This window comes from Candidatus Edwardsbacteria bacterium (assembly GCA_031082425.1).
GTDB lineage: Bacteria > Edwardsbacteria > AC1 > AC1 > EtOH8 > UBA2226.
Genome location: JAVHLB010000006.1, coordinates 100,001 through 126,485 on the forward strand (window position 1 = coordinate 100,001; position 26,485 = coordinate 126,485).

The window sequence follows — 26,485 nt, forward strand, 5'->3', positions numbered from 1 at the left end:
CGCTTATCCCGATTTTGTGCTTTGCACCCCTGCGCCTCGCCCTGAGCGGTGTCCTGAGCCGGTCGATGGACGATGTCGAAGGGAGCTACAGCCCCACTTAACTTAAACTCTAACAACCAATAACTAAATCCTAAAAACCAAGGTGGATTATACAATAAAATATTCTGATATGCAAGGGGAAAGGGTATCAATAGCGGTATTTCAGAGATATTTTAGCAAACGGCGCATCAGGATTTCCGCTCAAAAGATAGCCGGCATTGAAAGGTTGATCATCATTCAACTGGGCATCCATAGTGAGCCGGCCGAATTCAAAACCCAGCCCGAAGCAAATGTTAAAATCCGATTCGCTGAAGGCCTCCTCTGCAATAGCCGCATTATCGGCAAACCTGGTTTTATTGTTGATCCAAACGGTCCTCTGGCTGGCACCCAGCCGAAGCGTCAGCCACTTCAAAAGATCGGCCTCGATCCCGGCCTGAAGACCGGGCAATACGATAGCGCCGGTCTCCCGGCTGATATATTTTTGTGAAGGTACTGCTGAAACCAGCCAGATATTATTGGAGTCGGATATATCTATGCCGGAACCTTCCAGGGAAAGGCCGGCTAAAAGCTTAACCCCAGGGTTGGGACAATACTCGGCTCCCAGGGAAATAACAAACCCGCTTTGGGAATACTTCCCCCCGGTTTTGTCATACCTGGAGCCCGGCAGGTGCATGGTATCGGCATAGCTGGCGGCATACCCCAGGGTAAACGAATTGAATGACAGGGCCGGCACTATTTTGATTGCCGGGGTCACCCCGTAGAACAGCCTGACATCAAGTTTTTTGCCGCCGCCCTCCCGGATTTCCACCTTTTCCCAGTATAGGGGATCGGCTCCGCTCAGCTCGAATTCCGAAGAGAATGAGATCGTCTGAAGGCCCAGGCCGGTCTGCAGATAGATATTGTCGCCAAAAATCCGGGATGCGCCGGCGTCAAAGCTCCAGATGCCGGAATGCGCCTGGCGTTTTACCGCATCCGCCGGGATGGTATCGCTGAAAGCATAACTTTTGTCCCCCGAAGCCTGGGCGATGTGCAGTCCGGCCACCACCAGCCCCAGATCCCGGGCATAGAATAAGTGAAATTTATTGCCGGGTAACGGTATGTTGTTGCGGGGCGACATCAGGGGATTATTGGCGATGGCGGCGTTCAGGGCCGGGATCAAGGCCTCAATGTTTATTTCACTAAACAGGTCGCCGAAACCCGCCCCAAAGGTGCCCAGCTTCTGTTCATCATCCGACCAGGTCCCCAAAAATGACATCCGGTTCCTGTCAAAGGGAAACGAATCCAACTCCAGCGATAACAAGCGGGGATAGTTGTTCAATTCGGCCGGGAAAAGCCAGATATCGCCGGGATCGGTGGTAAATATGGCCGCCGGGCCCAGCGCGGACCGGGCGCTTTGGGTGGCAAAAGACGCTCCCCCTGAAAGCAGCAACGCCAAGGAGGCAAGCCTTAAAAAGGCTTTTCTCATACGTATTCTCTTAAAAGTTTTTTGGCAATCATTACTTCGGCAAATAAATTGATATTTAGCCGTTTTTGAACATCCTTGTTGTCATGCCCCTGCTTGCGCGTCATGGCGCTTCAGCGCGCAGGCATGAAAACAGGCATCCAGGGCCTGGATTCCCGCTGGAAGCCTGCCCTGAGTAAGGCAAGCAAGCCCTGCTACCCCTGGATTCCAGCCTGCGCTGGAATGATAGGGATGGAAATGACACATTACGCTATCTAATTGCCAGAGTAACAAAAGGGCGAGTTCTGTCTGTTGAACTCGCCCTTGGATCTGTTAGAAATATTAGAACTTGTAGGTGGCGGAGACCTGGGTGAACGGTTCGCCCGGAATGCCGCTGAACATGTAGCCGGCGGTATAGGGCGCGTCGTCGTTCAGTTTGACATCGATGCACAGCTTGTTGAACTTGAAGCCCAGACCAAAACCGAAAAGATAGCTGGCACTGGTATAGCTCTCTTCAGTTTCAGCGTTTGCAGTAGTAGTGGTTGTTTCAGTGGTCTTGGCGATATCCTTGCTGGCGCCGATCCTGAGGGTCAGCCATTTCAGCACGTCGGCTTCCACGGCTGCGCTGAAGCCCGGGAACAGGAAGGTGGATGTTTTTTCTTCAGCGTAACCAGCGCCTAAAATGGCCATGGTATCCTCAATTGTTTCACTGGAGATGCCGAAGTCCAATCCGCCAAGCACCCGGACATTCTCCATCGGTGTGTAGTTGGCGCCAAACCCGGCCCAGAAATCGAAGGTGGACATTTCACCGCCAAAGGGATGTATGGTGGTGTCGCTGTAACTGGTTTTATAACCGATAGAACCCATTGATATGCCAGCGGTGGGCACCAGTTTGAAGTTGTCGCTCATTCCATATTGAATCTGAAGAGCGGCATCAATACCAGAACCACCATCAGACTCTATCTGAGAATTGAAGGCTGTGATGGCAGGTGAGGAACCAGGATAGGTTTCGTTGTATTCGCCGGAGAATGAGTATGTTTTAAAGGAAAAACCAAAACTGGCTTCCATATTCTCCATTGGTGAATAGCCGAGCCCAACATTGAAATCCCAGATGCCGGCGGAATTTTCATATTCATATTCTGCGTTTCCGGTTATGGTATCACTGTCTTTATAGGTTCTGGCTGCAGCTGCCCTGGCAATGTGCAGACCGGCAGACAGCCCGCCCAGGTCTCTGGCATAGAATAAATGCCACTTGTTGTCAATGTGCGGTAGCACATCGCCACCGATTACAGGTACCGGGCCAAAAGCTGTATTAATATCTGTGATGGTTTGTTTAAAACCATCTTCTCCGGTTAACGCATGATTGATGTCCAAACCGGCCACGCCCCAGGTCTGCTCTTCGTTGGCAAAGGTGATGGCGGCGGAGCCGTTATAGGAAAAACCTGCCGGATATGTGCCTAATTCGGTGACTATCATTCTGGGGTAACTGGCTACTGAATTGGGATAGAAATAGATGTCCTCAAAGTCCCCGTCGTACATCCATGCCTTGCCCAAAGAGTTGACCCTGGCCTGGGTGGCAAATGTCACGTTGGCAATGCCGATAAGCATCACCAATGCCGATAGAATGGCTAATGACTTCCTCATTAAGTGGCCTCCTTAGTTGGTTGAATGGTTGTTTTCCGGCGTGCTCAATGATAAAGATATCACAAAAATCGGTTAAAAGTCAATAGTTAAAATCTGTAACTTAAAGCCGCCGAGGTGGCTGGCCAGGTCTTGCTCCCGCTGGCGATATTCCCGCCGGAATACAGCAACTCTGGGTTGACCAGCAGGTCCAGGTTAAGGTTGCCGGTCTTCAAGGTCAGTCCCAGATTTAGTTGATACGGTTGTTCCGAAGATTCGGAGCGGCTGGAAGTCCCGTCGGCAAAATCGATGCTATGTTTGACCGAAACCACACTCTGGGTGGCACCCAGCCGGACAGTGATCCAGTCGGCCAGATTGGCTTCCAGCCCCAAGTGAAAGGCCGGAAAGGTCCATTCGGTGATGACTTCCTTTATCTCGCCCGGGGAGCCGACGATCAGGGAATCCTCTATCAGCGACTTGGAATAACCCAAATCCGCCCCGGCGATCAGCTTAAGATGATTACGGAACTGGTAGTTCCAGCCGCAGCCCAGAAGGAACTGGGTGGTTTCGTTGCTGCCGGCCGCAGAATTGGTGTCGCCGTTCTGGGTGTAACGATAGGCCAGATCGGTATACCCGGCCTTTACCAGGGGGACGATCACCATGTCCTCGTTCAGGGCGTAGAAGATCCTGCCGTCAAAGGCCAGCCGCTGGGATCCGTCGGATCTGAACTCCTGGGCCGAATCCTGTCCGGAATATGAATAGCTGCTGCCGAAGGAAAAGTGGTTGTAGGAAACCGTGGCATCGGCCCTCAAATTTTCCCCGGGCTCATAACCGACCCCCAAACCCAGCTCGGTGATCCCGGCATCGGCCTTTCTTTCCTCGCCGGAATAGCTGTCAAGTCCCGACCAGGCCGAACGGCCCAATAAAATACCTCCGGTGATCTTATCAAATCTCCTGGAGTATAACAGATCGTAGGACGCTTTGGGCTCCTCGATCACCGTAAGGCGCTGCCCCAGGCCGCGGTCCTGCAGACGGGTGATGATATCGACGCTGAAGGAATCGTTTTGAACCGGAAGCAGGTGATCCAGCAGCTGGCCGTATCCGGCCGAATGACGGTTTATCGCCAGGCCGGCCACCCCAAAGCTCTGCTCCTGGTCGGCATACAGCAGCCAGACCGAGCTCTGGGAAGCCACATCACTGCCCTCATCTCCCAGTTCGGCCACCATCGAGCGGTAATAAAGCGGCCCAACGCTGGGATAGGTGAAGACATTGCTGTTGTCCCAGACATAATCCGATGCCCCGGACAGCGACAAGACCCTGGTCTCGGTGGCCCCGGCTGGCATTGCTAACAGACCTACGGCGATAAAAGCCAATATGAATGTTTTTTTCATTTTATCTCCCATGTTATTTTTTGGCTGTTTATCCGAAAAACCAAACCTGAATTATTTTATCAGATTACAGGGATAAAAGCCATAAAAAAATGGCCGGCCAAAAGGCCAGCCAAGTGGTGCTCTCCTGCGGCGAACTATCGCCCTGCAAGAAGAATAAATGGTGGGCCCAAGAAGAGTCGAACTTCTGACCTCGTCCTTATCAGGGACGCGCTCTAACCAACTGAGCTATGGGCCCAGACCTCTCCCTCATTCCCTCCCCTCGAGAGCCCGCCCCGAGACACGCTTGTATTGTGACTACGAGGGGGGAGGGATGGGCGGGGTCAAAAAAAAGGTTACAGATTATAAGTTGTATACCTATAACCCATAACCTTCATAATATGAGGAAACTGAATAGGGTGGCACAGGGTTTGCTATCTCGCAATAATATCTTCTGGATTTATGCAGAACCCCATATCTCAATAAAGAGATGGTTCTACCGGTTCTCTAGAAAGGAGGTGATCCAGCCACACCTTCCGGTACGGCTACCTTGTTACGACTTCGTCCCAGTCACCAGTCCTACCTTAGGTACTGTTCTCCTTGCGGTTAAACAAGCAACTTTAGGTATTACCGGCTCCCATGACGTGACGGGCGGTGTGTACAAGACCCGGGAACGTATTCACGGCAGCATGCTGATCTGCCATTACTAGCGATTCCAACTTCATGTAGTCGAGTTGCAGACTACAATCCGAACTGAGAGGCCGTTTGGGGATTGGCTCCATCTTGCGATATTGCATCCCATTGTCGACCCCATTGTAGGACGTGTGTAGCCCTAGACGTAAGGAGCATGCGGACTTGACGTCATCCCCACCTTCCTCCAGCTCATCGCTGGCAGTTTCCTCAGAGAGATCCTTGCGGACCAACAGAGAATAAGGGTTGCGCTCGTTGCGGGACTTAACCCAACATCTCACGACACGAGCTGACGACAGCCATGCACCACCTGTACTGATGTCCCTTACGGGAGGACCATGTTTCCATGGTTTTCACCAGCATGTCAAGCCTAGGTAAGGTTCTTCGCGTTGCGTCGAATTAAACCACATCCTCCACCGCTTGTGCGGGTCCCCGTCAATTCCTTTGAGTTTCAACCTTGCGATCGTACTCCCCAGGTGGGGTACTTAATGCGTTAGCTTCGGCACTCATCCTTTAAAAGAACGAACACCTAGTACCCATCGTTTAGGGCAAGGACTACCAGAGTATCTAATTCTGTTTGCTCCCCTTGCTTTCGCGCCTTAGCGTCAGTGCAGGACCAGAGAACCGCCTTCGCCACCGGTGTTCCTCCTGATATCTACGCATTTCACCGCTACACCAGGAATTCCATTCTCCCCTTCCGCACTCAAGGCCAATAGTATCGACTGCAGTTTCCCGGTTGAGCCGAGAAATTTCACAATCGACTTAAAAGCCCGCCTACACGCCCTTTACACCCAGTGATTCCGGACAACGCTTGCCTCCCCCGTCTTACCGCGGCTGCTGGCACGGAGTTAGCCGAGGCTTATTCCACTGGTACCGTCATTTTTATTTCGTCCCAATGAAAAGGGTTTTACATCCCGAAAGATTTCATCACCCACGCGGCGTCGCTGGTTCAGGGTTTCCCCCATTGACCAAAATTCCCTACTGCTGCCTCCCGTAGGAGTAGGGGCCGTGTCTCAGTCCCCTTGTGGCCGATCGCTCTCTCAAGCCGGCTACCCGTCGTCGCCTTGGTAGGCCATTACCCTACCAACTAGCTGATGGGACGCGGATTCATCTCTTAGCGAATTGCTCCTTTGATTTCAACAAGATGCCCTGTCGAAATATTATGCGGTATTATCCCCAGTTTCCCGGAGTTATCCCCCACTTAGAGGTAGATTATCCACGTGTTACTCACCCGTTCGCCACTATCATACATTCATATTGCTACAAACGCATGACCGTTCGACTTGCATGTATTAGGCACGCCGCCAGCGTTAGTCCTGAGCCAGGATCAAACTCTCCATAAAGAAAGTTTAATCATTTTAAACCTAGAATTTTCGAAGATCCATAAAGCTCAATAACAAACACACTGTGCACCATATTCAATTTTCAAAGAACTTAATCCCTTTCGGGCCAAGGTTTGTAATTATACACAAAACGGGTTCAGTTGTCAATACCCTTTTACAAATAATTCAATATATTTTGCAATTATTTTTATTTCTGTATTTTAAGCTTTCCCGGGCCTTCCTCTCATATAAGTGGTTGAGGCCCCGCTGTAAGTTCTGCCCGGAACGAAAATATCCCTTAAAAACCGGTTTGGGGCCTTATGTTATTTAGCCTGCCGCTGCCGTCAAAGGCCAGTTATTCCTTCACAATCCTGGCGGTAAGCTTCTTGCTGAAATATCCCTTGGCAGAATAGGTGGGTTCGATGGTCACGTTGATGATGTATTCGCCGGGCGGGACCAGCCCCCCCTTCTCGTCGGTGCCGTCCCAGACGATATTGTTCAGCCCCAGGGTCTCCCGGAACTCGTTGACCAGGTTTTTGACCAGGTTCCCGGCGCTGTCGGTGACCTGGATCTTGAAATCCCCCGGTTCGTAAAGGATCAGCGATATGGTGGGCCCGGGAAAGTCTTTGCTCAGTTTCTTGGGGTACAATCCCTCGATATAGCCGTCTACGCCCACCCAGTAATACTGCACCGATTCCCGCTCCAGGACGAAAACCTGGCCGTACCTCTTCCAGATGGCGATGCCCCGGGGCGATTCGAACTCGTTGTCGCCCTTTCCCTGCCGGCCGAATCCGGACACATATTTGAGATCGTGGTCGAACTTGTGCACCTGGTGGTTGACCATATCGGTGGCATAGACGCTGCCATAGAAATCCAGGGCCAGCCAGGCAAAATAGGCCCCGGGCATGGCTATGTCTCCGCCGGTGATCTCGGCCTGTATCTTGCCGAACTGGTCGAGCTTGCGGACCCGGCCATTGACCGAGTCGGATACAACAATGACCGTCTGATGGTGGAAATTCCACCGGTCGGCGAAATCGACCACCGCTATGGCCGATGGCCGGTCCAGCCTTCCCCCGACATCCATGATCCGGGTCCGGCGGCCCACCTTGTCATAAACCACAATACGGTTATGATCGGTATCGGTCACATAAAGATTTCCGGCGGCGTCCACTGCGCAGCCCATGGGATGTGACAGCTCGCCTTCCCCTATATTACGGATGAATTCCAGCTTCCCTTTCTCGTTGTATAGACAGACCACCCGGTTGTTGTTCATATCGGCCACGTAGACAAAGCCGTCCTCGGTGGCCGCCACTCCCTGGGGGTTATGGAACTGCCCGTTGCCGGACCCCAGCGAGCCATAGGCCGACAAACCGGCCAATCCGCGGTTATAGATTATCTGGTGGCGGTTTGAATTGGCGGCATAGACCGTCAGCTCGTCATCATCTTCAATGGTGGAGGGATCATCGGTGGATTTTAACTTTACCGCGGCGATGCCCTGCGGATCATCGAACCCGGCCCCCAGGCTGAGAAGAATTTTTAAGTAGAATCTCCCGGCCTTGTGAAAGCCATAGGAATGGCCATAGGGCGGCGGCACCAGCAGGCTGGGCCGGTATTCCTGGGCCGGCGCCGGCTTCCAGAAAAGTGCCAGCACAATGATCACCGCCCAATAGTGTTTTTTCACTGTGGAACAGATCCGGTTTTGCCTCATAGTTTCTCCTCCAATAACCAACGGTATACGTAATAACCGACCATTACCTTTTTTATATAATTCCTGGTCTCCAGATAGGGTATCTCCTCTATCAGATAGTCGTCATCATTCCGACAGCGCTCCGATTTGAGCCACTGCTTGACCCGATAAGGCCCGGCATTATAGGCGGCCAGGGTGTGAACGATTGAACCGTCGAACTGCTTAAGCAGGCTGGACAAAAATCTGGTGCCGTAAACGATGGAGGTTTCGGGGTGATACAAGGTGTCGGGCCTGAATTTTTTCAAGCCGGACAGCCGCTGGCCGGTCTTGGGCATGATCTGCATCAGGCCCCTGGCCCCGGCCCGGGAGCGGGCGGCAGCCACGAATTTGCTCTCCTGCCTCATCACCGAAAGCACCAGGGCCGTTTCTACCGGGCTCTCCGCCAGGGCTGCTTCTATGGAGCGAAGATACCTTTGGGGATACAAGGTCTCTATCAAAGCCCTGGGCCGGGGCCCCATCCAGAGGTCAAACGATCTCTTGGCGCAATAGATGGCCTGGGGGTCCATCCCCGCCTGGCTGAAAAGCTGGGCCAGGTAATGAAGGGCCGCCGGATCGTTCCAGCTGATCTTCCTGATGGCTTCGGCCAGCTTGGCAGCCTCATCCAGCAGGCCCATATCCACCAGCCGGGATGCCTGGCTGAACCTCCGATGGTTTTTGATCCAGCTTTCCGGCTCAAGCTGGGGCTCGGCCACGGCGGAATCCAAAAAGGCCAGCTGGGCGACCTTGTCGGGAGAGAGGCTGTCCCCGGAAGGGGAATATCCCTTCAATTTTTCCCTGGCCCTCCAGCCGTAATAAGTATATTCGTATTTTGCAGCCAATTCCTGGTATTTTCCCCGGGCGGCCAGGCTGTCGCCCCTCTCCTCCAGGGCCTTTCCCTGCCAAAAAACGGACACCTCTGCGAAATCGCTCTGGGGGTATCTTCTCTGGGCCTCCCGCCAGTGTTTCAGGGCTCTGCCATAGGCTTTCATTTTATACTGGCACCAACCGGCCCTGAAAAGAGCCTCGTCAGCCCAACTGCTGCCGGACTGAACCTCGGGCACTTTCAGATAGGCCTGGGCGGCCAGGGTCAGCTTGCCCTGCCGCTCCAAACATTTGCCTATCAGGTACTGGGCCTGGCCCAGCAGGCTGCTGCCCTTGTTGAAACGGACGAACCTGGTCAGCAGGTTCCTGGCCGATTCATACTTTTTTTGGCTGATCAGCCGGCTGGCTTTATAGATGGTACCCTGGCGGACCGGCGGCGGGGCGCTGCCGGAGACTGACACCGGCTGGGCCATCAATAGCGATATCAGCAGACTGTCGGTCCCCTGGCTGCTTCCGTCAGAAGCCAGGCTGTCAAAGATCCTGCCGGCCGTTTTGGACTGCCCCTGCTGCTGATAGCAGAACCCGGCGTTCATCCAGGCGATATCCGCCAGCAGGGGATCCTGCCGGGCCAGGTCCAGGAAATCATACAGGGCATCACGGTAAAGCCCGATCTTCTTCAGGCTGTAGGCTCTCTGCCATTTGCAATCGATCCCCCGGGGAGAGCCGGGCCAACGCTGTAAAAAGTCGCCCGCCTCCTTGATGGCTCTGTGATGATCGCCGGACAGGATCAACAGCCTGATTTTATTATGCTGCGAGAGGGAATCGTCGGGGATGCCTTTTAAGACATCCAGGGCCCTGCCGTATTCCAGCCACTCCCCCAGCATCATAGCCTGCTGTACCGCATCCGACGTCTCCTGGGAGGGAAGGCTGCCGGGGATTATGAACAGCAGGACCAGAAGCAGGTATTTCCTCATAGTCACATTTTAACCGATGCCGCAGTCATTTGTCAAAAGAAAAACGGGAAGAACGATTTTCTTCCCGTTGCCCCCGACCCCGGCCGCTATTTAAAGGTTTTTTTGAGATCGGCGATCAAGGGGTTGCTGCCGACCGGAGCCAGCCTGACCTGGTATTTATCGCTGACGGCCGCTGCCAGCCTGTCCTGCTCGGCGGAGTAAGCCTCCCTGGCGGCGATGGCTTTGTTCTCCCATTTATCGGAGATCATCCGCACCTCGTCCCTGCGTTGGCTGGCATTTTTGAATTTGGTGCCGGCAATTATCGTCTGGTAACGAAGCAGGTCGTTGCTGATGGACTGGGCCATCAGATCGGCAATATTCAACAGCCTGATGAGATCGGCATGAAAAGCGCTGAGCTTTTTATCCCCACCGCTGGCTTGGAGGCAAAACCCCGTTTTGATCTGGGCCATATCCTGGGAATATTTTTGATAGAAATCCAGGGTGGCCTGTTGGGTGGAATAGGGCTGTTTTTCAAACTCCGCTAAACGTCCCAGCGCTTGCTGATACTGCTCCACCAAGGGCTTGGTGGCAGCCAAATACTGCCCGCCGCCTCGGCAGCCGGCTGTTGTTGCCAGCAAAGACCAGGCCAATAAGCAGGGGAATATCCTCCTCATCTATCTACCCTCCTTCCAAACAGTTTTTATTTAACTGTCAGCCACTGGCGCAATTATTTAAATGAACGACCGTTTTCAGTACAGGGATATGATAGCCCTATTTGTCATGTTTTTCAAGGGGGGATCTCATTTATTTTCATCTAGCCTTGACCAGCGGCACCAGCATCTCCTGGAAGGTGGTTCCGCCGTGTTGGGCCTTCAAGTACACCTTTTCCTCGCCTAAAAGAAAATCCTTCAGGCACCACCCGTCTTCCATTATCAGCACAAAGTCGCCGATCCTTTCGGCCAGACGGGGATCGGCCGAACCCGGGCCGTAAAAGCCCTTTTGGATCACCTGGCCCCTTGAATATAATTTACCGGCCTTTCCCAGGCGAGAGGATACATATTGTTTAAACTGCTTTTCCCTGTCGGGGTGAATATAACAGTAGGCCACCCGCGGCTCCCCGCACAGGGGAAGGCTCAGGCATTGATTCAAATCCGGATGGTCCTTAAGCTCGATGACTTTTTGCTGGGGGGTGTCTGTCAGGCCGTGATCGGCCGTGATCAGCAGCAGCACATCCTCCCTTTTGACCGACCGCCAAAAGGAGGCGATCTTTTTATCCAGGCGGCGGAAGTGTGCCTTTGCTTTAGGGCTCTCCGTCCCGTGCAGATGGCACAGATGGTCTATCTCCGGCCAATAGGCGGAGATGAAAGCCTGCCCCCTGGATCTTTTAAGGGCCGATCTCATCCCGGCAAACAGGCCGGATAGGTCCTGATATGGCACCGGAACAGCCCGGCCCCGGGTGGCTTTTGAAAAAGGCCCGTCGGCTATGAAGCCGGGGGTGACCATAAAGCTTTGAGCCTTTAACCTGTCAAATATGGGATCCCCTCCGATGAGGCTTTTGATGTCAACTCCAGCCTGGGGGAATTTGTCGCCGCCATAACGCGGCTGGCAGAACAGCACCTTGGACACCACCCCCAGCTCTTTCAGATAGACGAACCATCCGGTTATGGCATGCCGGTCGGGCGGAAGGCCGGTGGCAAAACTGGTGATGCCGCTGGCGGTGGTCGAGGGAAACACCGAGGTCATCCTGGCATGCAGATTCTCCTTCAGCCAGCTGTCCTCCCCCTGCTTCTGCAGAAAATGGTACCCCATTCCGTCCAGCACCAGCAGGATGATCTTTTTGTACGGCTTGAGGGCGCTGGCCGGCAGCTGCCTCAGCTGGGCATACCCGGTCCTATGCCCGAACCTTCCGGCAATGCTGGCCATCAGGTTGACGATGCTGCCGCCGCTGTAATCGGGAAGGTATCTTTTGTCCATGGTATCCGCTTTATCGGTATTAAAATCAAAGCCGGGCATTTCCGGCTTCCGGTCATTTCTGGCTGCTTCCCGGGGCCATTTTCCTTTTTATCGCCAGAACGACCTCATTGGTCTCGGTCAGCCCGAAAAACTTGGCGGCCGCAAGGTAGAGCAGGATCAAAAGCGAAAGGAACCCGGTCAAAATACCGGCCTTGGGCCACAGCCCCAGCGAACCCATCTGCCGGAGCCAAAGGTCATTCAGGAAAAAGGCCCCAGCCCCGGTCAGCAGCGAGGCCGCGGTTATTTTTATCAGGGAACGGGAAACAAGGCCCAGCCGGATATCGGGCAGGCGCTTTTTGATGAGCCACAGGCTGATCCCGGCGATAATGGTATAGGCCGCAGCATGTCCCAAAGCCAGGCCGGGGATCCCCAGCAGCCCGACCAGGGCAAAATTGATGATGGTGTTGGAGGCGTTGCCGACGAAGTTCAGCGCCAGCGGGGTGACGGTATCCTGCAGGGAGTAGAAGACCCGGTTCAGAAAGAGGTATATGGTAAAGGAGAACAGTCCCAGGGAATAGCATGACAGGACGGTGGCCATCAGCCGGGTATCCTGCAGGGTGAAACGGCCCCGCTGCATCAGCACCTGGACGATAGGCAGGCTCAGGGTCAGGTAGATGACCAGGGCGGGGATGATGACGATGGCGCTCCAGATGATCCCCTTCTCCACTGTGCCGGCGAACCTCGGCCAGTCCTTTTTGACCGCCAGCTCCGAAAGTCCGGGAAGCAGCACCGTCCCTATGGACACCGCAAAAAGTCCGTGGGGCAGCACATAAAAGGCAAAGGCGTACTGCAGGGCCGACACCCCGCCCTGGAAGTTGATGGCCAGGTTGTTCTGGACTGTCAGATTTATCTGGTTCAATATGACATAGGCCAGCACCGGCAGCGACAGCTTGACTATTTTTATGACCGCCGGATGCTTGAAATTGATGCTGAAATGGTAGCGCCATCCGGCCTTTTTCAGACCGGGGTACTGGACCAGGGCCTGGCCCAAAACGCCCAGGGTTGTCCCCAGGGCCAGCCCCACTATCCCAAACCCGGGCACCCAGCGGTAGGCCGCCAGGGTCATGATGGCTATGACATTGTTCACCACCGGGGCCAAGGCCACCACCACAAACCTGTCCCGGGCATTCAGGATGCCGCCGGCCAGGGCGGAAAGCCCGTATAAAATGATCTGGGGAACAAAGAAGATGAAGAAGAACAGCACCTGGCGGCGCAGCTCCGGACCGGCCTTGAGCGTCTGGAGGTAGACCAATAGCGGGGACCCTATCCAGCAAAGCAGGGTGGTCGCTCCCAGGGCTATCAAGGCGGCATTGACGATCTGGCTGATGTTTTTCCAGGCCTGTTCTTTGTCCGGGGACGACAGTTGCTCCACCACCACCGGGATGAAGACCGCCGAAAGGATCCCTCCCAGTATCAGTTCGTAGATCATGGTGGGCAGGATATGGGCCAGGTTATAGGCGTCGGCTATGGGGCTAAAGCCCAGCACTGCGCCCATAAAGGCCCACTTCACAAATCCGGTGAGTCTGGAGAATAGTGTCCCCAGGGACATTCCGGCCATGTGTTTCAAGTGTCGGCTCAAATCAATACCCCGAAATTTGAAGATACTGCTGCCTTGATAAATTAAAAAGGGCTTGATCGCTCAAGCCCAAATATCAAGCTAAGATCAGTTTTTCACCGCATGTACCAACGACAGTCCTGCTATGAACAGGAATCCGAACCAGTACAGCAGCATGAAGGGGATGGTGGCCAGCTGGGCATGGTCGATGGCGTACCACAGGGCGAAGGTGGTGTAGACCGCCAGCATGATCTCCAGGATCACGGTCAGTTCAAATTTTACCCGGTATTTTTTCTGCTGCCAGCTTCGGCTCTTGCCGTTCAGATTGTACTTCGGGGTCCTGACGAATCCGCTCTGGCGGTTGAAAAGCGCTCCGAAGACCGCCTTGGTGTTTATCACCGAAAGACCCACCGCTCCGGCCATCAGTATCGGCAGGGACATCACCCGTCGTTTCCAATCGGGATATATTTCCTTCTGGGCGTAGATGTAGAACAGGGGGTAGCTGAAGGCGCAGACGGTGAAGGCAGTGGCCCCGATGAAGAACCCCCGGGAGGTCGATTCGGTAACCTTGATCACCAGCATCGGCCAGGACAGGATCGAAAGCAGCAGCATCAGGGGAAAGACGATATGGTTGGTCAGATGGACCGTGGCTTCCCATTTGACCAGCAGAGGAAGGGTCCGGTCCTTCCATATCCTGGGCAGGAGTTTTTTGGCGGTCTGAATGGCCCCCTTGGCCCAGCGGTACTGCTGGCTCTTGAAGCCATGGACGTCGACCGGCACCTCGGCCGGGCAGACCACATCATTGACATAGACGAACTTCCAGCCGGCCAGCTGGGCCCGGTATGATATATCCATATCCTCGGTCAGGGTGTCGTCCTGCCAGTTCCCGGCATCGATGATGGAAGCCTTGCGCCAGATGCCGGCGGTGCCGTTGAAGTTCATGAATATGCCCGAAGAGTTGCGGGCCCCGTGTTCGATCACGAAATGGGCATCCAGCCCGATGGCCTGCCCTTTGGTCAGCCAGGAACAGTTGCCATTGGTATGCCCCCAGCGGGACTGCACCACGCCGACCCGGTGGTGGGAAAAATAGGGCATCATCTTTTTCAAAAAATCGGCCGGGGGGATGAAATCCGCGTCGAATATGGCCAGAAACTCTCCCCGGGCGACAGCCAGGCCCGCCCGCAGAGCCCCGGCCTTGAAGCCGGTCCGGTCATCGCGGTGGATATATACCACCTCCACCCCCTGCTTTCGGTAGTCATCCACCAGCCGGCGGCACAATCCCTGGGTTTCGTCGGTGGAATCGTCCAGCACCTGCACTTCAAACCTGTCGCGGGGATAATCAATGCTGCAGGCAGACTTGATCAGCCTCTCCACCACGTACTGTTCGTTGAAGATCGGCAGCTGGACTGTGACCCGGGGCCACTCCGAATATATTTGTTGGTGCTTTTGACGAGATCCCCGGTTCTTCCGGTAAAGATACACCATCAGGTAGGCATGGAAGGAATAGATCGACAGCACTCCCATCAACAGACCATAGACCACCAAAAGCGCGATTTCCAAGTTGGACATGATCTTTTTATGAAACCTCAATTGAGTTTAGATAAATAAAATATACTCCCAGAATTCCTTGATACCCCGCTGTTTTGGCACCAAATTACTGAGAGTCTATGGTTACATAATTATTTAACTGATAAGTATACAACTTTTCCCGTTTTTTTTCAAGTTAATTTATCGTCAAAATTACCCAGCGACAGCATCACCAAGGTGCAGGCCGTAACCCCCTTGATGCCATTTACCTCCAGCCTTTCCATCAGGCCGGGGTTCTCTGCCCCAGGGTTGAAGATCACCCTCCGCGGTTTGGCTGAAATGATATCTTCTGTCAATGGCTCGGACCGATACGGCGCCAGATAGACGGTAATGGTATCCGCCTTCTCGGGCAAAGAGCCCAAAGAAGGATACACTTTCAGGCCTTCAATTTCCGCCAGATTGGGGTTGACGGGAAATACCTTATGCCCCTTATCGATCAAAGATCTCAGGGCCCGATAGCTGTAGCGGTCTTTTTTGGCGCTGGCGCCCAGAATAGCGACATTCATAATTAACTTTTCTTTCCACGGAAACACTGAACTCTTGAAAACTCAAATAATAGAATCATTATTTCCGTGATTCCGTGGTTTATAAATTGGCAATCTAACCCAGGGCCTTAAGCCGGAGGGAAAAATCCAGGGCCGGGGCCGAATGGGTCAGCGCCCCGATGGAGATGTAATCCACCCCGCATTCGGCTATTTTTCTGACATTGTCTATGCTGACGTTCCCGGAGGCCTCGATCTTGAGCCGGCCCTGGTCCCGGGCCGGCGACGACCACACCATCCGGCAGGCCTCGGCCATCATCTCGGGCTTCATGTTGTCCAGCATCACCACGTCCGGGGCCAGGGCGATGGCCTCTTCCAATTGGGAAAGGTTCTGAACCTCTACCTCTATCTTGATGTTCTTCTTGACCCCGTCACGTACCAGCTGGATGGCCGCCGAGACCCCGCCGGCCGTCTCGATATGGTTGTCCTTGATCAGCACCATGTCGTAGAGTCCCATCCGGTGATTCTGTCCCCCGCCGCAGGCCACGGCGTATTTTTCCAACAGCCGAAGTCCGGGAGTGGTCTTGCGGGTGTCCAGGATCCTGGCCTTGGTGCCGTTAACCGCTTCGACGAACCGGGCGGTAAGCGAAGCGATCCCGGAAAGGTGCTGCAGAAAATTCAAGGCGGTACGCTCGGCCGCCAGGATGCTCTGGGCCCGACCCTGGATGTTCATAACCACCTGGCCCAGGTCGACCGGCTGGGAATCATTGGTATTGACCTCGATGGCCAGTTCGGGATCCGTCTGCAGAAAGACCTCCCGGCAGATGTCGATCCCGGCCAGCACCCCCTCCTGCTTGGCCATGATCAGGGCCAGCCCTTTGGCCTGCGGATCGATGGTGTATCGGCTGGTGATGTCGCCCTTCCCGATGTCCTCTTTCAGCGCCTGCTTTATCAGGGGCCGGACCTTGGCAATACTGAGTTTCATCCCGCTCTATCTTTCTGAAAAGTATTAGGATAATTCTGTGCTGTTTGTGCCCTTTGTGGTGAATAGATCCTTCGCTTGACAAGCATAGCTGCCAAGCTCAGGATGACATGTTGACTATTTCTTGTACTCCGGCGTCCATTCCAGCTTGGGCGGCTCCATCAGCGAGCCCCACAAATATTTTTCGATCTTTTCCCTCAGCGATTTGTCGATCTCCCTGTTGACCGGATATATCTTCGAGTTAAGCACTCGATCTAGAAGATTGATAGCCGCGACGATGGTGGGCTCCAGGCCCCGCTGGGAGGTATGCTTGACGTCGTCGCCCGGGGTGTGGATCATGTCCGAGGCCTGTCCCCCAAAGCGGCAGATATTGACGGCCGGCACCTCGTGCACCGCGAACGGCATGCAGTCGCTGCTGTAGATGTCCAGCTCGGTATGGAAATAATGTCCGGTCTCCTTGGTGATGCCGTCGGCGTAGCCCTGCAGCTGCGGGGTGCCCAGCACGATCAGTTCGTTCTTGCCCAGTTCGTCGCCGGCCACGTCCACGTTGACCACCAGTCCCAGCCGCTCCTTGACCTCCTTCTGGTGTTTCTCGGCGTAGGCAAAACTGCCCCGCAGTCCCAGCTCCTCGCCGGAGAACATGACGATCCGCAGGTCCCGCTGCGGCCTGTTTTTGGCGAAATGCTCGGCCGCCTTGAGCAGGGTGACGATCCCTCCGGCGTTGTCGGTGGAGCCGGGCGAGCGGGCCACGCTGTCGTAGTGCCCCACCGCCAGGGTCAGGTTGTCGTCGTATCCCCGGCCCTTGATGTCGATGACGATGTTGTGGCCGGTGCGCTTCCCGGAACTTTGCTTGATGGCCAATTCTATTTTGCTGCCGGACAGGGCCGACAGCTTCAGGCCATCCTCATAGGTGACGGTGACCGAGGGAACGTAGCCCTGGGCGTACATCTTCTGGCGGTAGGACCAGCTGGGGGCCTGACGCAGCGGGCTGCCGATGGCGATGCAGGCTTTTATCCCGGCCGGTTTGAAATGCTCGGCTATCTTGCGGGAGAAGGTATAGGTCAAAAGTATCTTGCCCTGGTAGGCACCCTTGTTCCGCATCAGAATGTCGGCATCCTCCAGAAAGACCATCTCCCCGGAGATCTTGTGGTCGTGGGACAGCCCGAAGGGATGGGCCTTGAAGGTCTGATTTTTTGCCTTGATGGAGGCGGTGCCGGTGTCGAAGGAGTTGACCGCGAAAGGCTCCAGGTGATGTTTGACCTTGAGTTGTTTTAGGTATTTGGCGATGACAGTGATGGCCTTCTTCTCCCCGGCCGAGCCGGTCAGCCGCTCGAAGTTGAGCTCCTTGAGAACCTGGTGGGCGTTGATCATGGGATGAAACTCCGTTTATATTAAATATTTAACTCTGTGTTCTTTGTGCACTTTGTTGTCAAGAGATACTTCGCTTGTCCAATAAAAAGTGTTTCTCAGAATGACGAATTCGCCGTACCCCTAATAACCAATAACTAATAACTATTAACTAGCTTTTCCTACCCCTCTTCCTGGTATAAGTTACTCCCATGTCCGGCTGGCCGGTCTTCTTCTTCGACCGCTTTCCCCCGAACGGCTTGGCCAAAGGCTCCTGGCCCTGCAGCTTGCGGATCTCGTCCCGGATGGCGGCGGCCTTCTCGTACTCCATGGCCGAGGCGGCGTCGAACATCTGCTTCTCCAGCTGGACGATGATCTCCTCCTGGGACAGGCCCGAGACGATATAGGCCTCCATCTCCTCCTTGACCAGCTCCTGCCGGGAATCGGCCACCGAGGTGGACAGCATCACCTGCTCGATGGACTTGATGATGGACTGCGGAGTGATGCCGTGCTTCTCATTGTAGGCCAGCTGGATCTTTCTCCGCCGCTCCATCTCGGCCAGGGCCCGCTTCATGGAATCGGTGACCCGGTCGGCGTACATTATCACCTTGCCGGACAGGTGGCGGGCCGCCCGGCCCGAGACCTGGATCAGCGAGCGCTCGGAGCGCAGAAAGCCCTCCTTGTCGGCGTCCAATATCGCGACCAGCGAGACCTCCGGCAGGTCCAGTCCCTCGCGCAGCAGATTGATCCCCACCAGCACGTCGAACTCGCCCAGACGCAGGCCCCTTAATATTTCGATCCGCTCGATGGCGTCGATCTCGGAATGCAGGTAGCGCACCTTGATCCCGCCGGCCGCCAGGAAGTCGGCCAGGTCCTCGGACATCCTTTTGGTCAAAGTGGTCACCAGTGTCCGCTCTTGGCGCTCCACCCGCTGTTGGATCTCCTCCATCAGGTCGTCCACCTGGCCGGCGATGGGCTTGATCACCACCTCGGGATCCACCAGTCCGGTAGGCCGGACGATCTGATCCACCACCACCCCGGCGGATTTTTTGAGCTCGTAATCGGAGGGCGTGGCCGAGGTATATATCACCTGGTTGGCCAGCGATTCGAATTCATCGAATTTCAGCGGCCGGTTGTCCAATGCCGAGGGCAGGCGGAAGCCGAAGTCCACCAGGGTCTCCTTGCGGGAGCGGTCCCCGGCATACATGGCCCCGATCTGCGGCACGCTGACGTGCGATTCGTCGATGATCAGCAGGTAATCCTGGGGGAAAAAATCTATCAGGCAGAAGGGCCGCTCGCCGGGCTTTCTGCCGGCCAGGTGGCGGGAGTAATTCTCGATGCCGGAACAGTAGCCCAGCTCCTTGATCATCTCCAGATCGTACTTGGTGCGCTGCTGGATGCGCTGGGCCTCCAGCAGTTTCCCGGCATTGGTCAGCTCGGCCACCCGCCACTTGGCCTCCTCCTCGATGTCCTTGAGGGCCTGCTCCAGCCGGGGGTTGGAGACCAAAAAATGCTTGGTGGGATAGATGGCGATCTTTTCCTTGACCTCGGTGACCTTGCCGGTCAGCGGCTCGAAGACCGACAGCCGGGCCACCTTGTCTTCCTCCAGTTCGATGCGCAGGCCGATGTTCTCGTCTCCGGGGTGGACCTCGATCACCCCGCCCCGCACCCGGAAGGTGCCCCGGTCGAAGCTGACGTCGTTGCGCTGGTACTGGATGCCCACCAGCTGTTTCATCACCGCCTCGCGGTCGGCCGTCTGTCCGGTCTCCAGCATCAGGACGAACTCCTTCCATTCGTCCGGCGAGCCCAGCGAATAGATGCAGGACACCGAGGCCACGATGATCACGTCCCGCCGCTCCAACAGGGCCGAAGTGGCCCGCAGGCGCAGCCGTTCGATGTCGTCGTTGCGGGAGGAATCCTTTTCGATGTAGGTGTCGGAGGACGGGATGTAGGCCTCGGGCTGGTAGTAGTCGTAATAGGAGATGAAATACTCCACCGCGTTTTGGGGGAAGAATCCCTTGAACTCGCCGTACAGCTGGGCGGCCAGGGTCTTGTTGTGGGACATGATCAGGGTGGGACGGTTGATCCTCTCGATGACATTGGCCATGGTGAAGGTCTTGCCCGACCCGGTGACGCCCAGCAGGACCTGGTGATTGATGCCCCGGTTCAGCCCGTCCACCAATTGCTCGATGGCCTGCGGCTGGTCGCCGGTGGGTTTATAATCAGATGCTAATTTGAATTGGTTCATTTATTTTGGACGCAGATTGTCGCAGATTGATATTATAGTTATTTTAAGCGAATGAGTTTTATTACCGAAGAACTGTTCCCGGCCGATATCCTGCAGAAGTAAACACCCGTGTTGTGTAACTGCCCGTTCCATTTCCAAGTATGCATCCCCGGCTCCAGTCGGCCCTCAAAGAGCCTTTCCACCAACCGACCGGCGATGTCATAGATCCCGACCACAGTTTTAGTGGATGTGGTGCAATTATATCTAATGGTAGCTGAAGTTATAAAGGGATTAGGCCAACAAACGAGCGAAAGCCCAGGCGCGGGAAAGGGCTTTTTATCCCCGGTCACCCCGGTTGTCGGCGCCCCATAGTAGCCGGAATGCCGCTCATCGTGCATGAACTGGCCCCACTCGATCTTACCATGACTCACGCCCACCGAGTCCCGGTCCAAATCGAAGACCCAGACTTTGTCTAGAACTCCGCTTGTGTCCGCACTTAATGTGCTAGTAATAATAATTTCATTATGTCCATCAAGGTCCAGATCGCTTATGACAGGTACAGTACCCGCACCTATTGTCAATTCCATTGGGAAACCGTTCACATAGGATCCATCGTGATTAAGAACGTGGACGCGCCCAAAATTCGAGTAATTTGTTGTCACTACTATCTCCGGGAGGCTATCACCGTCCACATCACCAACTGCAGGTGCGGAGTTGCCGGTGTATTCGGTTGCAAACGGGATCGGCCAGCCAGGAAGCGCCGACCCAAAGCCATCAGTAACGCAAAGTGAATCATTACCCTGGATAATGATATCTGGGATATCATCACCATTCATGTCAGCGACAGCAGGGCTGATTCTGTTATATATATTTCCATGCAATATCCACTGGCGCTTCTCAATACCTGAGGGAGTTAGGATACGGGTCCAATACACCGAAGGCATTATTGAATCGACTGAATGTATAATTATTTCCTCCGTTCCATCGCCATCGATATCACCGATGGCCGGGAAAGCCACATCGGCAAGATGGTATTCGATGCTGTCCCAACCGGGCTCGGGCACCCCGTTTTCATTTAACAGCATAATTTTAGAAATACTATTTGCGGTACCGCTTATAGAAAGGACCTCTATTTGGCCGTCATGGTCAATATCACAGACTGCAGGCGTTTGCCATTCCTGGCTTTGCAGGAAATAAAACGGCCAACTGGAATATTCCGCCCCGCTAGACGAAAGGCGGCCATGAATTTTCCAATCTTCCTCGCCAATAAAAAGGCATTCCATCGATTGAGATGGTATATAAGCAACCGACGGAGGTCCCGAGACGCAATTGCCGGCCGTCAACTGCCACACGAATTGCCCCATCGAATCTACCATAGCAATATCCCCATTGGCAGTGCCAAGCACAATATTTCGCCCGCTCACGGCAGGATATGCGGCGCCTCCATTGGCAGTCGTCACTGGCCACCCAGCCAACACCAAGCCGTCTGATCCGATGCAATACAGCGGACCGGAACACAACCCGCTTACGAGAATCTCCTTCCGACCATCACCTTTGATATCACCGACAACCGTGCATTGGGATCGAACCGTAAAATAGCCGCTCACTTGGTTTATTTTTACCGGAAATCCGTTCTCAATTATTGAATTGTAAAACACACTGTCAAACTCTGCCTTTTTATTAGCTGGCACATTTTGGGCGTACAATACTGTCAGGTTGGCTAGCAAAGTCACAACATACACCATTAAAATACCATTCTTACGTATAGCCATTTCCTTATCTCCTAAGGTTTAAGTTTTACCTGATCGCCGGTGGGTTTATTAGGAGGAGACTAGTTTGAACTGGTTCATTTATTTTTGGACATGGATTAACGCAGATTTTTATTTACAGTTTAACCAATAAGAACACAAAGCTTGTCTAAGGGAGCACCAAGGATATTTTATAAAACCATTTGTCATCCCGAGGGCACATCGAAGCAGAACAATTTGAGGGATGACCGTCACCCACTCATCTTGTCAGATGAAAAATCCTCTCAGGGTGACAATTTATGTTATCACATTGCTTACGTTTTCTGAGACTTGCCCTGAGCGGTGTCGAAGGAAGCACGGAGATTATTCAGGATATCGTGGATTGCTTCAGTTGCCAGGCATTGATGTCTTCTCGCAATGACTGCGCATAGGCCCCTCTCCGCAACGGGGAGAGGCATGGAGAGGGGTCAAACAAAGGCCCTGCGGGCAGGGCCTTCATTATCTCTACGCCTCGGTCAGCCCGGTGAAGTGGAAATTATTGACCTTCAGCGGCGGGACCACCATGTTCTCCTGGCTCTCCGGTACGCCCAGCGTCTCCACGTTGTTGAAGAACTCCACCAGGTCCTGGTTGAAGCGCATGTTCTTGACCCCGGTTGATATCCTGCCGTCCTCGATCAGGAAGGTGCCGTCCCGGGTCATCCCGGTGATGATGGGGACCTTGCGATCCACCACCCGGTTGTACCAGAACCTGGTCACCAGCACCCCGCGCTGGGTGGACTTGATCATGTCCTCCAGGGTGGAGTTTCCGCCCTCCAGGATGATATTACGGGGCATCGGCCCGTAGGTATTGGGCTGGGGCAGACCGTGGCCGGTGGTCTCGGTCTGGTCCTTGGCCGCGGTCTTAAGGTCGTAGACCGGCCCCTTGGCCACGCCCTTTTCGATGATGCTTACCTTCTTCTTGGGCATGCCCTCGGAATCGAACGGTTCGGCCCAGATGGCCAGCGGATGATAGGCATCGTCGGTGATGGTGATGTTGTCCCCCATCAGCTTCTGTCCCAGCTTGCCGGACAGGCAGCTGAGGTTCTCCTGGACCGCCTGGGCGCCGAATGAAAGAAAGGACAGGAACATCAGCGGGGTGGTCACCGCCTCCGGCTCCAAAATGACCGTGTATTCCCCGGGCTCCAGGGCCTTGGCATTGAGCCCGCCCAGGCATTTTTTTATGGCGATGGACGCCACCTTCTCCGGGTCCAGGTCGCCGGCCTGGCGGACCGTTTGGGCATGGCGGCCGGCGGTGATCCCGGAACGGGCGGTGATCTCCATGGTCAGCTGGCTCATCCGGTGGTAGGCGAACAGCCCGTTGCTGTTGGCCAGGGCGTTCACGTAGAGCAGGTTGCTGACCAGCCCGGCCAGCTCCACCTTCTCCTGTTTGGCCAGGTTGACGGCCTTCAGCACCATCTCCGCCCTTTGCTCCGGCTCCATGAAGGCCGAGCTTTGGTCGAAGGCCGGGATATCCCTGTATTTTTGCGGCCCCATCAACGGGGGCAGCTCCTGCTGGCCGGTGATGGCCCGGGCCGCCTCCGTCGCCTGTCCGGCAGCTCTCTTGAGCGATTCGTCGTCGAACTGGTTGGTGGCGGCCCGCCCCGATCGGCCGTCGATATCCACCCGCAGGGAGAGGCTGATGTCCGAGGTCTCCACGTTCTGGTGGATGGTGTTGTTGGCGATCCGGGTCAGCGGGCTGACCGTCTGGACCAGGTTCACCTCGGCCTGCCCCTCTTTCACGAAGGACATGGCCTTTTGGCAGATCTCCTGGGCCTGGTTCTTGTCTATCATCATTTTATATCCGTTCACTTGGTTGAGTTAAGAAACTGATCTTAATAAAATCAGCGTTAATCAGCGTCCTAAATGAAAATATCATTTCTTTCCCGGCACCACACCCACCTTGATCTTGCGGAAGCGGGCCGGCGAGCAGCCCTGGGCGGTGCGGGCGGTCTGGGAGGGTTCGCCCTTGCCGCAGTTGGCCGTCCCCCAGATCTTCCAGTCCCCCGGCCCGGCGATGGCGTCGCAGGCGTTCCAGAACTGGGGGGTGAACCCGGTGTAGGTGGCGTTCTTGATCATCCGGCCCAGCTTGCCCTGCTTGATCTCCCAGGCGATCTCGGTGCCGAACTGGAAGTTGGAGCGCCGGTCGTCGATGGAGAAGCTCTTGTTGGTGGCCATGTAGATGCCGTCCTCAGTCTCGGAGATGATCTGCTCGGTTGATTTGGTTCCCGGCTCCAGGTTGATGCCGGTCATCCTGACCAGCGGCATGTTGTCCCAGCCGTCGGCCCTCATGGCCCCGGTGGAAATCTTGCCGATCTTGTGGGCGGTCTCCCGGGAGGACAGGTAGTTGACCAGCAGGCCCTTCCTGATCAGGTCATGCTTCTGGGCCTTGACCCCCTCGTCGTCGTAGCCGAAGCTGCCCAGCCCCATGGGACAGGTGGGATCGCTGGTGATGTTGACGATATCCGAGCCGTATTTAAGCTTGTCCAGATTGTCGGTGGTGGCAAAGCTGGTGCCGGCGAAGTTGGCCTCGCTGCCGAACACCCGGTCCAGTTCCAGGGGGTGGCCGACCGATTCGTGGATCTGCAGGGACAGCTGGGAGCCCTCCAGGATGATGTCCTTCTCACCGCTGGGGCACTGCTCGGCCGACAGCAGGGCCACCGCCTCCTCGGCCGCCTGCTGGGCGTGGCCGGGAAAGTCCAGGGCCTCGATCATCTCGTAGCCGTTTGATTCCCACTGCCCGTCGTGGGAGCAGGGATAGGAGCGGTGCTGCACATCTCCGTCTTTGATGGCGGTGGCGGTGTATCCCCCGCCGCACTGGACGATCCGCTGTTCGATGAAGGAGCCGACGGTGGAGGCGAACAGCTGGTCCTCCACCCAGGCCGCGATCTGTGATTCGGTGATGTTGACCCCCTTGACCTTCCGCATGATCTGGTCGGTCTTCAGCAGCAGGGCGATCTTGTCCTCGATGGGCACCTCCAGCGGGTTCTTCTGGTGCTGAGTGACGTATTTATCTATGTATTTTTCCACCGGGGCCATTTCCAGGTCGCGGATCTTGAGCCGGGCGCTGGCCCGGGCCACCTTGACCGCCTGCTTGGCCACCCGCTCGATCTCGGCCTTGTCTGTCTTGGGGCTGGAGGCGAAGCCCCAGGCCCCGTTGGCGATCACCCGGATGCCGAAGCCGCCGGAGGTCCGCCGGTTGATGCTGCCCACCTGGCCGTCCTTGACCTCCACCCGCTCGGAGTCCTCGTTGATGATGCGGATGTCGGCGTAGCTGGCCCCAGCCAGCTCGGCCACGTTAAGGGCGTGTTGCGCTAGGTCTTTCATTAACAATATTTCCTTTTGCTTTATTAACTATTTTCTCTTCTTGGCGTGTCAATAATTTTAGTCGTTTTATCTGATTTTTTATTTTGATAAATTTGAAATCAATAACGTCCATCTCTTCACTATCGAAACACCCACTATTTGTTGCTCTTGAAATATCTTGCATAAATGTCTCTATTTTATCTAATATTTTATTCTTATTCCGTTGATGGGTTTTTATTTTTTTAAAACCTACTTCGCCGGTACCATTGTTTTTACATGTTAATATGAAATTTAATGTTTCATGTTTCACAATATCTAATTGATTAACAACCATTGATATTTTTTCATCCACCCATGATATTGGTTTGGGGCCATATATAATATTTTCGTATTGATCCAATATTTCATCAGCATTTTTTAAAACACCCCTTAAAATCCTTTGTTCAAGGTTTTTAAAGTCAGGCACATTTCTTTCTTGTAGATAACTTAAATATATTGCCTGTATTGCCCAGATTGTAATATTTAAAACTATTACAATCTGGAAGCACAATAAAGTATTAATTTGGAATATTTGTTTGACTTTAAACATATGCATACTAAGTATAAAAAAAACAATTGCCGGAATAAAGACAAACACTTTGCTTAAATTGAGTGATTTATAAAAACTATTCTTTTGATAAGTCATAACGTAAAATAGTAGTTTGGGACCCATAAAATACAATGCTGCAATCCCAGAAATAAGAATAATTATTTGCCATAATATTATGAGCATACTAATAGTCGCAATATTGGAAAACCCAAGTATATTTGAATAATAATAGATAAACAGAGCGCATAATAAACATATAAACTCCATAAATAATTTAGAAATAGTTTCTAATCTAGTTATCTCAATGTTTTTTGAATGTGGTATATTTGGTAGTGTTAATGGACTATCATCAATATCACTAATTTGTATAAATATCCTTTTAATGATAATATAAATGACCTGAAGAATCACCAAAGCGTAGATATAGCTAAAGTCATCTATAATATTTATTAATAATTTATACAAGTAACCTAAAGAAAACAAAGCAACGGTATAGGCAAACCCTCTTTTTATATATGTTAGATTTAAATATCTGTCATATTCATGCTTCTTTTGTTCAATAAAAGATAGCCATTCTTTTGGTTCCAAAATACTTGACATACGCCCTTCACTAATAATTTAAACCCAATGAAC

At 54.0% G+C, this 26,485-nt stretch carries 17 protein-coding genes, 1 tRNA gene and 1 rRNA gene; all 19 read right to left on the minus strand.

Annotated features, from left to right (window positions below; genetic code table 11):
- Positions 1-187 precede the first annotated feature (187 nt).
- Positions 188-1,504: a hypothetical protein gene (locus RDU76_07500; GenBank protein MDQ7798770.1), complete on the minus strand. Its 1,317-nt coding sequence runs from the start codon at positions 1,502-1,504 to the stop codon at positions 188-190.
- Positions 1,505-1,822: 318 nt separating this feature from the next.
- Positions 1,823-3,124: a hypothetical protein gene (locus RDU76_07505; protein MDQ7798771.1), complete on the minus strand. Its 1,302-nt coding sequence runs from the start codon at positions 3,122-3,124 to the stop codon at positions 1,823-1,825.
- Between the two features lie 86 nt (positions 3,125-3,210).
- On the minus strand, positions 3,211-4,491 hold the full coding sequence (locus RDU76_07510; protein MDQ7798772.1) for a hypothetical protein: 1,281 nt from the start codon (positions 4,489-4,491) through the stop codon (positions 3,211-3,213).
- Positions 4,492-4,649: 158 nt separating this feature from the next.
- Positions 4,650-4,726, minus strand: a tRNA-Ile gene (locus RDU76_07515).
- Between the two features lie 252 nt (positions 4,727-4,978).
- A 16S ribosomal RNA gene (locus tag RDU76_07520) occupies positions 4,979-6,500 on the minus strand.
- Between the two features lie 334 nt (positions 6,501-6,834).
- Positions 6,835-8,187, minus strand: a complete 1,353-nt coding sequence (locus tag RDU76_07525) for a FlgD immunoglobulin-like domain containing protein (protein MDQ7798773.1) — start codon at positions 8,185-8,187, stop codon at positions 6,835-6,837.
- Entirely contained in the window at positions 8,184-10,001 is a 1,818-nt protein-coding gene (locus tag RDU76_07530) for a transglycosylase SLT domain-containing protein (GenBank protein MDQ7798774.1), read from the minus strand. The genes RDU76_07525 and RDU76_07530 overlap by 4 nt, the downstream gene beginning before the upstream one ends.
- 86 nt (positions 10,002-10,087) lie before the next feature.
- Entirely contained in the window at positions 10,088-10,654 is a 567-nt protein-coding gene (locus RDU76_07535) for a hypothetical protein (GenBank protein MDQ7798775.1), read from the minus strand.
- A gap of 136 nt (positions 10,655-10,790) precedes the next feature.
- Positions 10,791-11,954: an alkaline phosphatase family protein gene (locus RDU76_07540; GenBank protein ID MDQ7798776.1), complete on the minus strand. Its 1,164-nt coding sequence runs from the start codon at positions 11,952-11,954 to the stop codon at positions 10,791-10,793.
- Positions 11,955-12,006: 52 nt separating this feature from the next.
- Positions 12,007-13,572 carry a murein biosynthesis integral membrane protein MurJ gene (gene murJ / locus RDU76_07545; protein MDQ7798777.1) on the minus strand — a complete coding sequence of 522 codons (1,566 nt, stop codon included), beginning with the start codon at positions 13,570-13,572 and terminating at the stop codon, positions 12,007-12,009.
- An 84-nt stretch (positions 13,573-13,656) separates the two neighbouring features.
- On the minus strand, positions 13,657-15,117 hold the full coding sequence (locus tag RDU76_07550) for a glycosyltransferase family 2 protein (GenBank protein ID MDQ7798778.1): 1,461 nt from the start codon (positions 15,115-15,117) through the stop codon (positions 13,657-13,659).
- Positions 15,118-15,266: 149 nt separating this feature from the next.
- On the minus strand, positions 15,267-15,641 hold the full coding sequence (locus RDU76_07555; GenBank protein MDQ7798779.1) for a CoA-binding protein: 375 nt from the start codon (positions 15,639-15,641) through the stop codon (positions 15,267-15,269).
- A gap of 94 nt (positions 15,642-15,735) precedes the next feature.
- Complete coding sequence (gene nadC, locus RDU76_07560; GenBank protein ID MDQ7798780.1) at positions 15,736-16,602, minus strand: carboxylating nicotinate-nucleotide diphosphorylase; 867 nt, start codon at positions 16,600-16,602, stop codon at positions 15,736-15,738.
- A gap of 114 nt (positions 16,603-16,716) precedes the next feature.
- Entirely contained in the window at positions 16,717-17,970 is a 1,254-nt protein-coding gene (locus RDU76_07565; GenBank protein MDQ7798781.1) for a M20/M25/M40 family metallo-hydrolase, read from the minus strand.
- Between the two features lie 148 nt (positions 17,971-18,118).
- Positions 18,119-20,194, minus strand: a complete 2,076-nt coding sequence (uvrB, locus tag RDU76_07570) for an excinuclease ABC subunit UvrB (protein MDQ7798782.1) — start codon at positions 20,192-20,194, stop codon at positions 18,119-18,121.
- Positions 20,195-20,232: 38 nt separating this feature from the next.
- Positions 20,233-21,945, minus strand: coding sequence for a T9SS type A sorting domain-containing protein (locus RDU76_07575; protein ID MDQ7798783.1), 1,713 nt, complete (start codon positions 21,943-21,945; stop codon positions 20,233-20,235).
- A gap of 480 nt (positions 21,946-22,425) precedes the next feature.
- A complete protein-coding gene (locus RDU76_07580) occupies positions 22,426-23,754 on the minus strand; it encodes a TldD/PmbA family protein (GenBank protein MDQ7798784.1) in 1,329 nt (442 codons plus the stop codon).
- Positions 23,755-23,832: 78 nt separating this feature from the next.
- A complete protein-coding gene (locus RDU76_07585; protein MDQ7798785.1) occupies positions 23,833-25,284 on the minus strand; it encodes a TldD/PmbA family protein in 1,452 nt (483 codons plus the stop codon).
- Entirely contained in the window at positions 25,256-26,452 is a 1,197-nt protein-coding gene (locus RDU76_07590) for a hypothetical protein (protein ID MDQ7798786.1), read from the minus strand. The genes RDU76_07585 and RDU76_07590 overlap by 29 nt, the downstream gene beginning before the upstream one ends.
- Between the last annotated feature and the right edge of the window lie 33 nt (positions 26,453-26,485).

What these genes read in the sequence shown, in the direction of transcription:
- RDU76_07575 (MDQ7798783.1), bottom strand. Translation starts at nt 21,945, where the DNA reads ATGGCTATACGTAAGAATGGTATTTTAATGGTGTATGTTGTGACTTTG.
- RDU76_07535 (MDQ7798775.1), bottom strand. Translation starts at nt 10,654, where the DNA reads ATGAGGAGGATATTCCCCTGCTTATTGGCCTGGTCTTTGCTGGCAACA.
- RDU76_07525 (MDQ7798773.1), bottom strand. Translation starts at nt 8,187, where the DNA reads ATGAGGCAAAACCGGATCTGTTCCACAGTGAAAAAACACTATTGGGCG.
- RDU76_07565 (MDQ7798781.1), bottom strand. Translation starts at nt 17,970, where the DNA reads ATGATCAACGCCCACCAGGTTCTCAAGGAGCTCAACTTCGAGCGGCTG.
- RDU76_07530 (MDQ7798774.1), bottom strand. Translation starts at nt 10,001, where the DNA reads ATGAGGAAATACCTGCTTCTGGTCCTGCTGTTCATAATCCCCGGCAGC.
- uvrB (MDQ7798782.1), bottom strand. Translation starts at nt 20,194, where the DNA reads ATGAACCAATTCAAATTAGCATCTGATTATAAACCCACCGGCGACCAG.
- RDU76_07510 (MDQ7798772.1), bottom strand. Translation starts at nt 4,491, where the DNA reads ATGAAAAAAACATTCATATTGGCTTTTATCGCCGTAGGTCTGTTAGCA.
- RDU76_07550 (MDQ7798778.1), bottom strand. Translation starts at nt 15,117, where the DNA reads ATGTCCAACTTGGAAATCGCGCTTTTGGTGGTCTATGGTCTGTTGATG.
- RDU76_07585 (MDQ7798785.1), bottom strand. Translation starts at nt 25,284, where the DNA reads ATGAAAGACCTAGCGCAACACGCCCTTAACGTGGCCGAGCTGGCTGGG.
- RDU76_07580 (MDQ7798784.1), bottom strand. Translation starts at nt 23,754, where the DNA reads ATGATGATAGACAAGAACCAGGCCCAGGAGATCTGCCAAAAGGCCATG.
- RDU76_07500 (MDQ7798770.1), bottom strand. Translation starts at nt 1,504, where the DNA reads ATGAGAAAAGCCTTTTTAAGGCTTGCCTCCTTGGCGTTGCTGCTTTCA.
- RDU76_07555 (MDQ7798779.1), bottom strand. Translation starts at nt 15,641, where the DNA reads ATGAATGTCGCTATTCTGGGCGCCAGCGCCAAAAAAGACCGCTACAGC.
- RDU76_07505 (MDQ7798771.1), bottom strand. Translation starts at nt 3,124, where the DNA reads ATGAGGAAGTCATTAGCCATTCTATCGGCATTGGTGATGCTTATCGGC.
- RDU76_07590 (MDQ7798786.1), bottom strand. Translation starts at nt 26,452, where the DNA reads ATGTCAAGTATTTTGGAACCAAAAGAATGGCTATCTTTTATTGAACAA.
- RDU76_07540 (MDQ7798776.1), bottom strand. Translation starts at nt 11,954, where the DNA reads ATGGACAAAAGATACCTTCCCGATTACAGCGGCGGCAGCATCGTCAAC.
- nadC (MDQ7798780.1), bottom strand. Translation starts at nt 16,602, where the DNA reads ATGAAACTCAGTATTGCCAAGGTCCGGCCCCTGATAAAGCAGGCGCTG.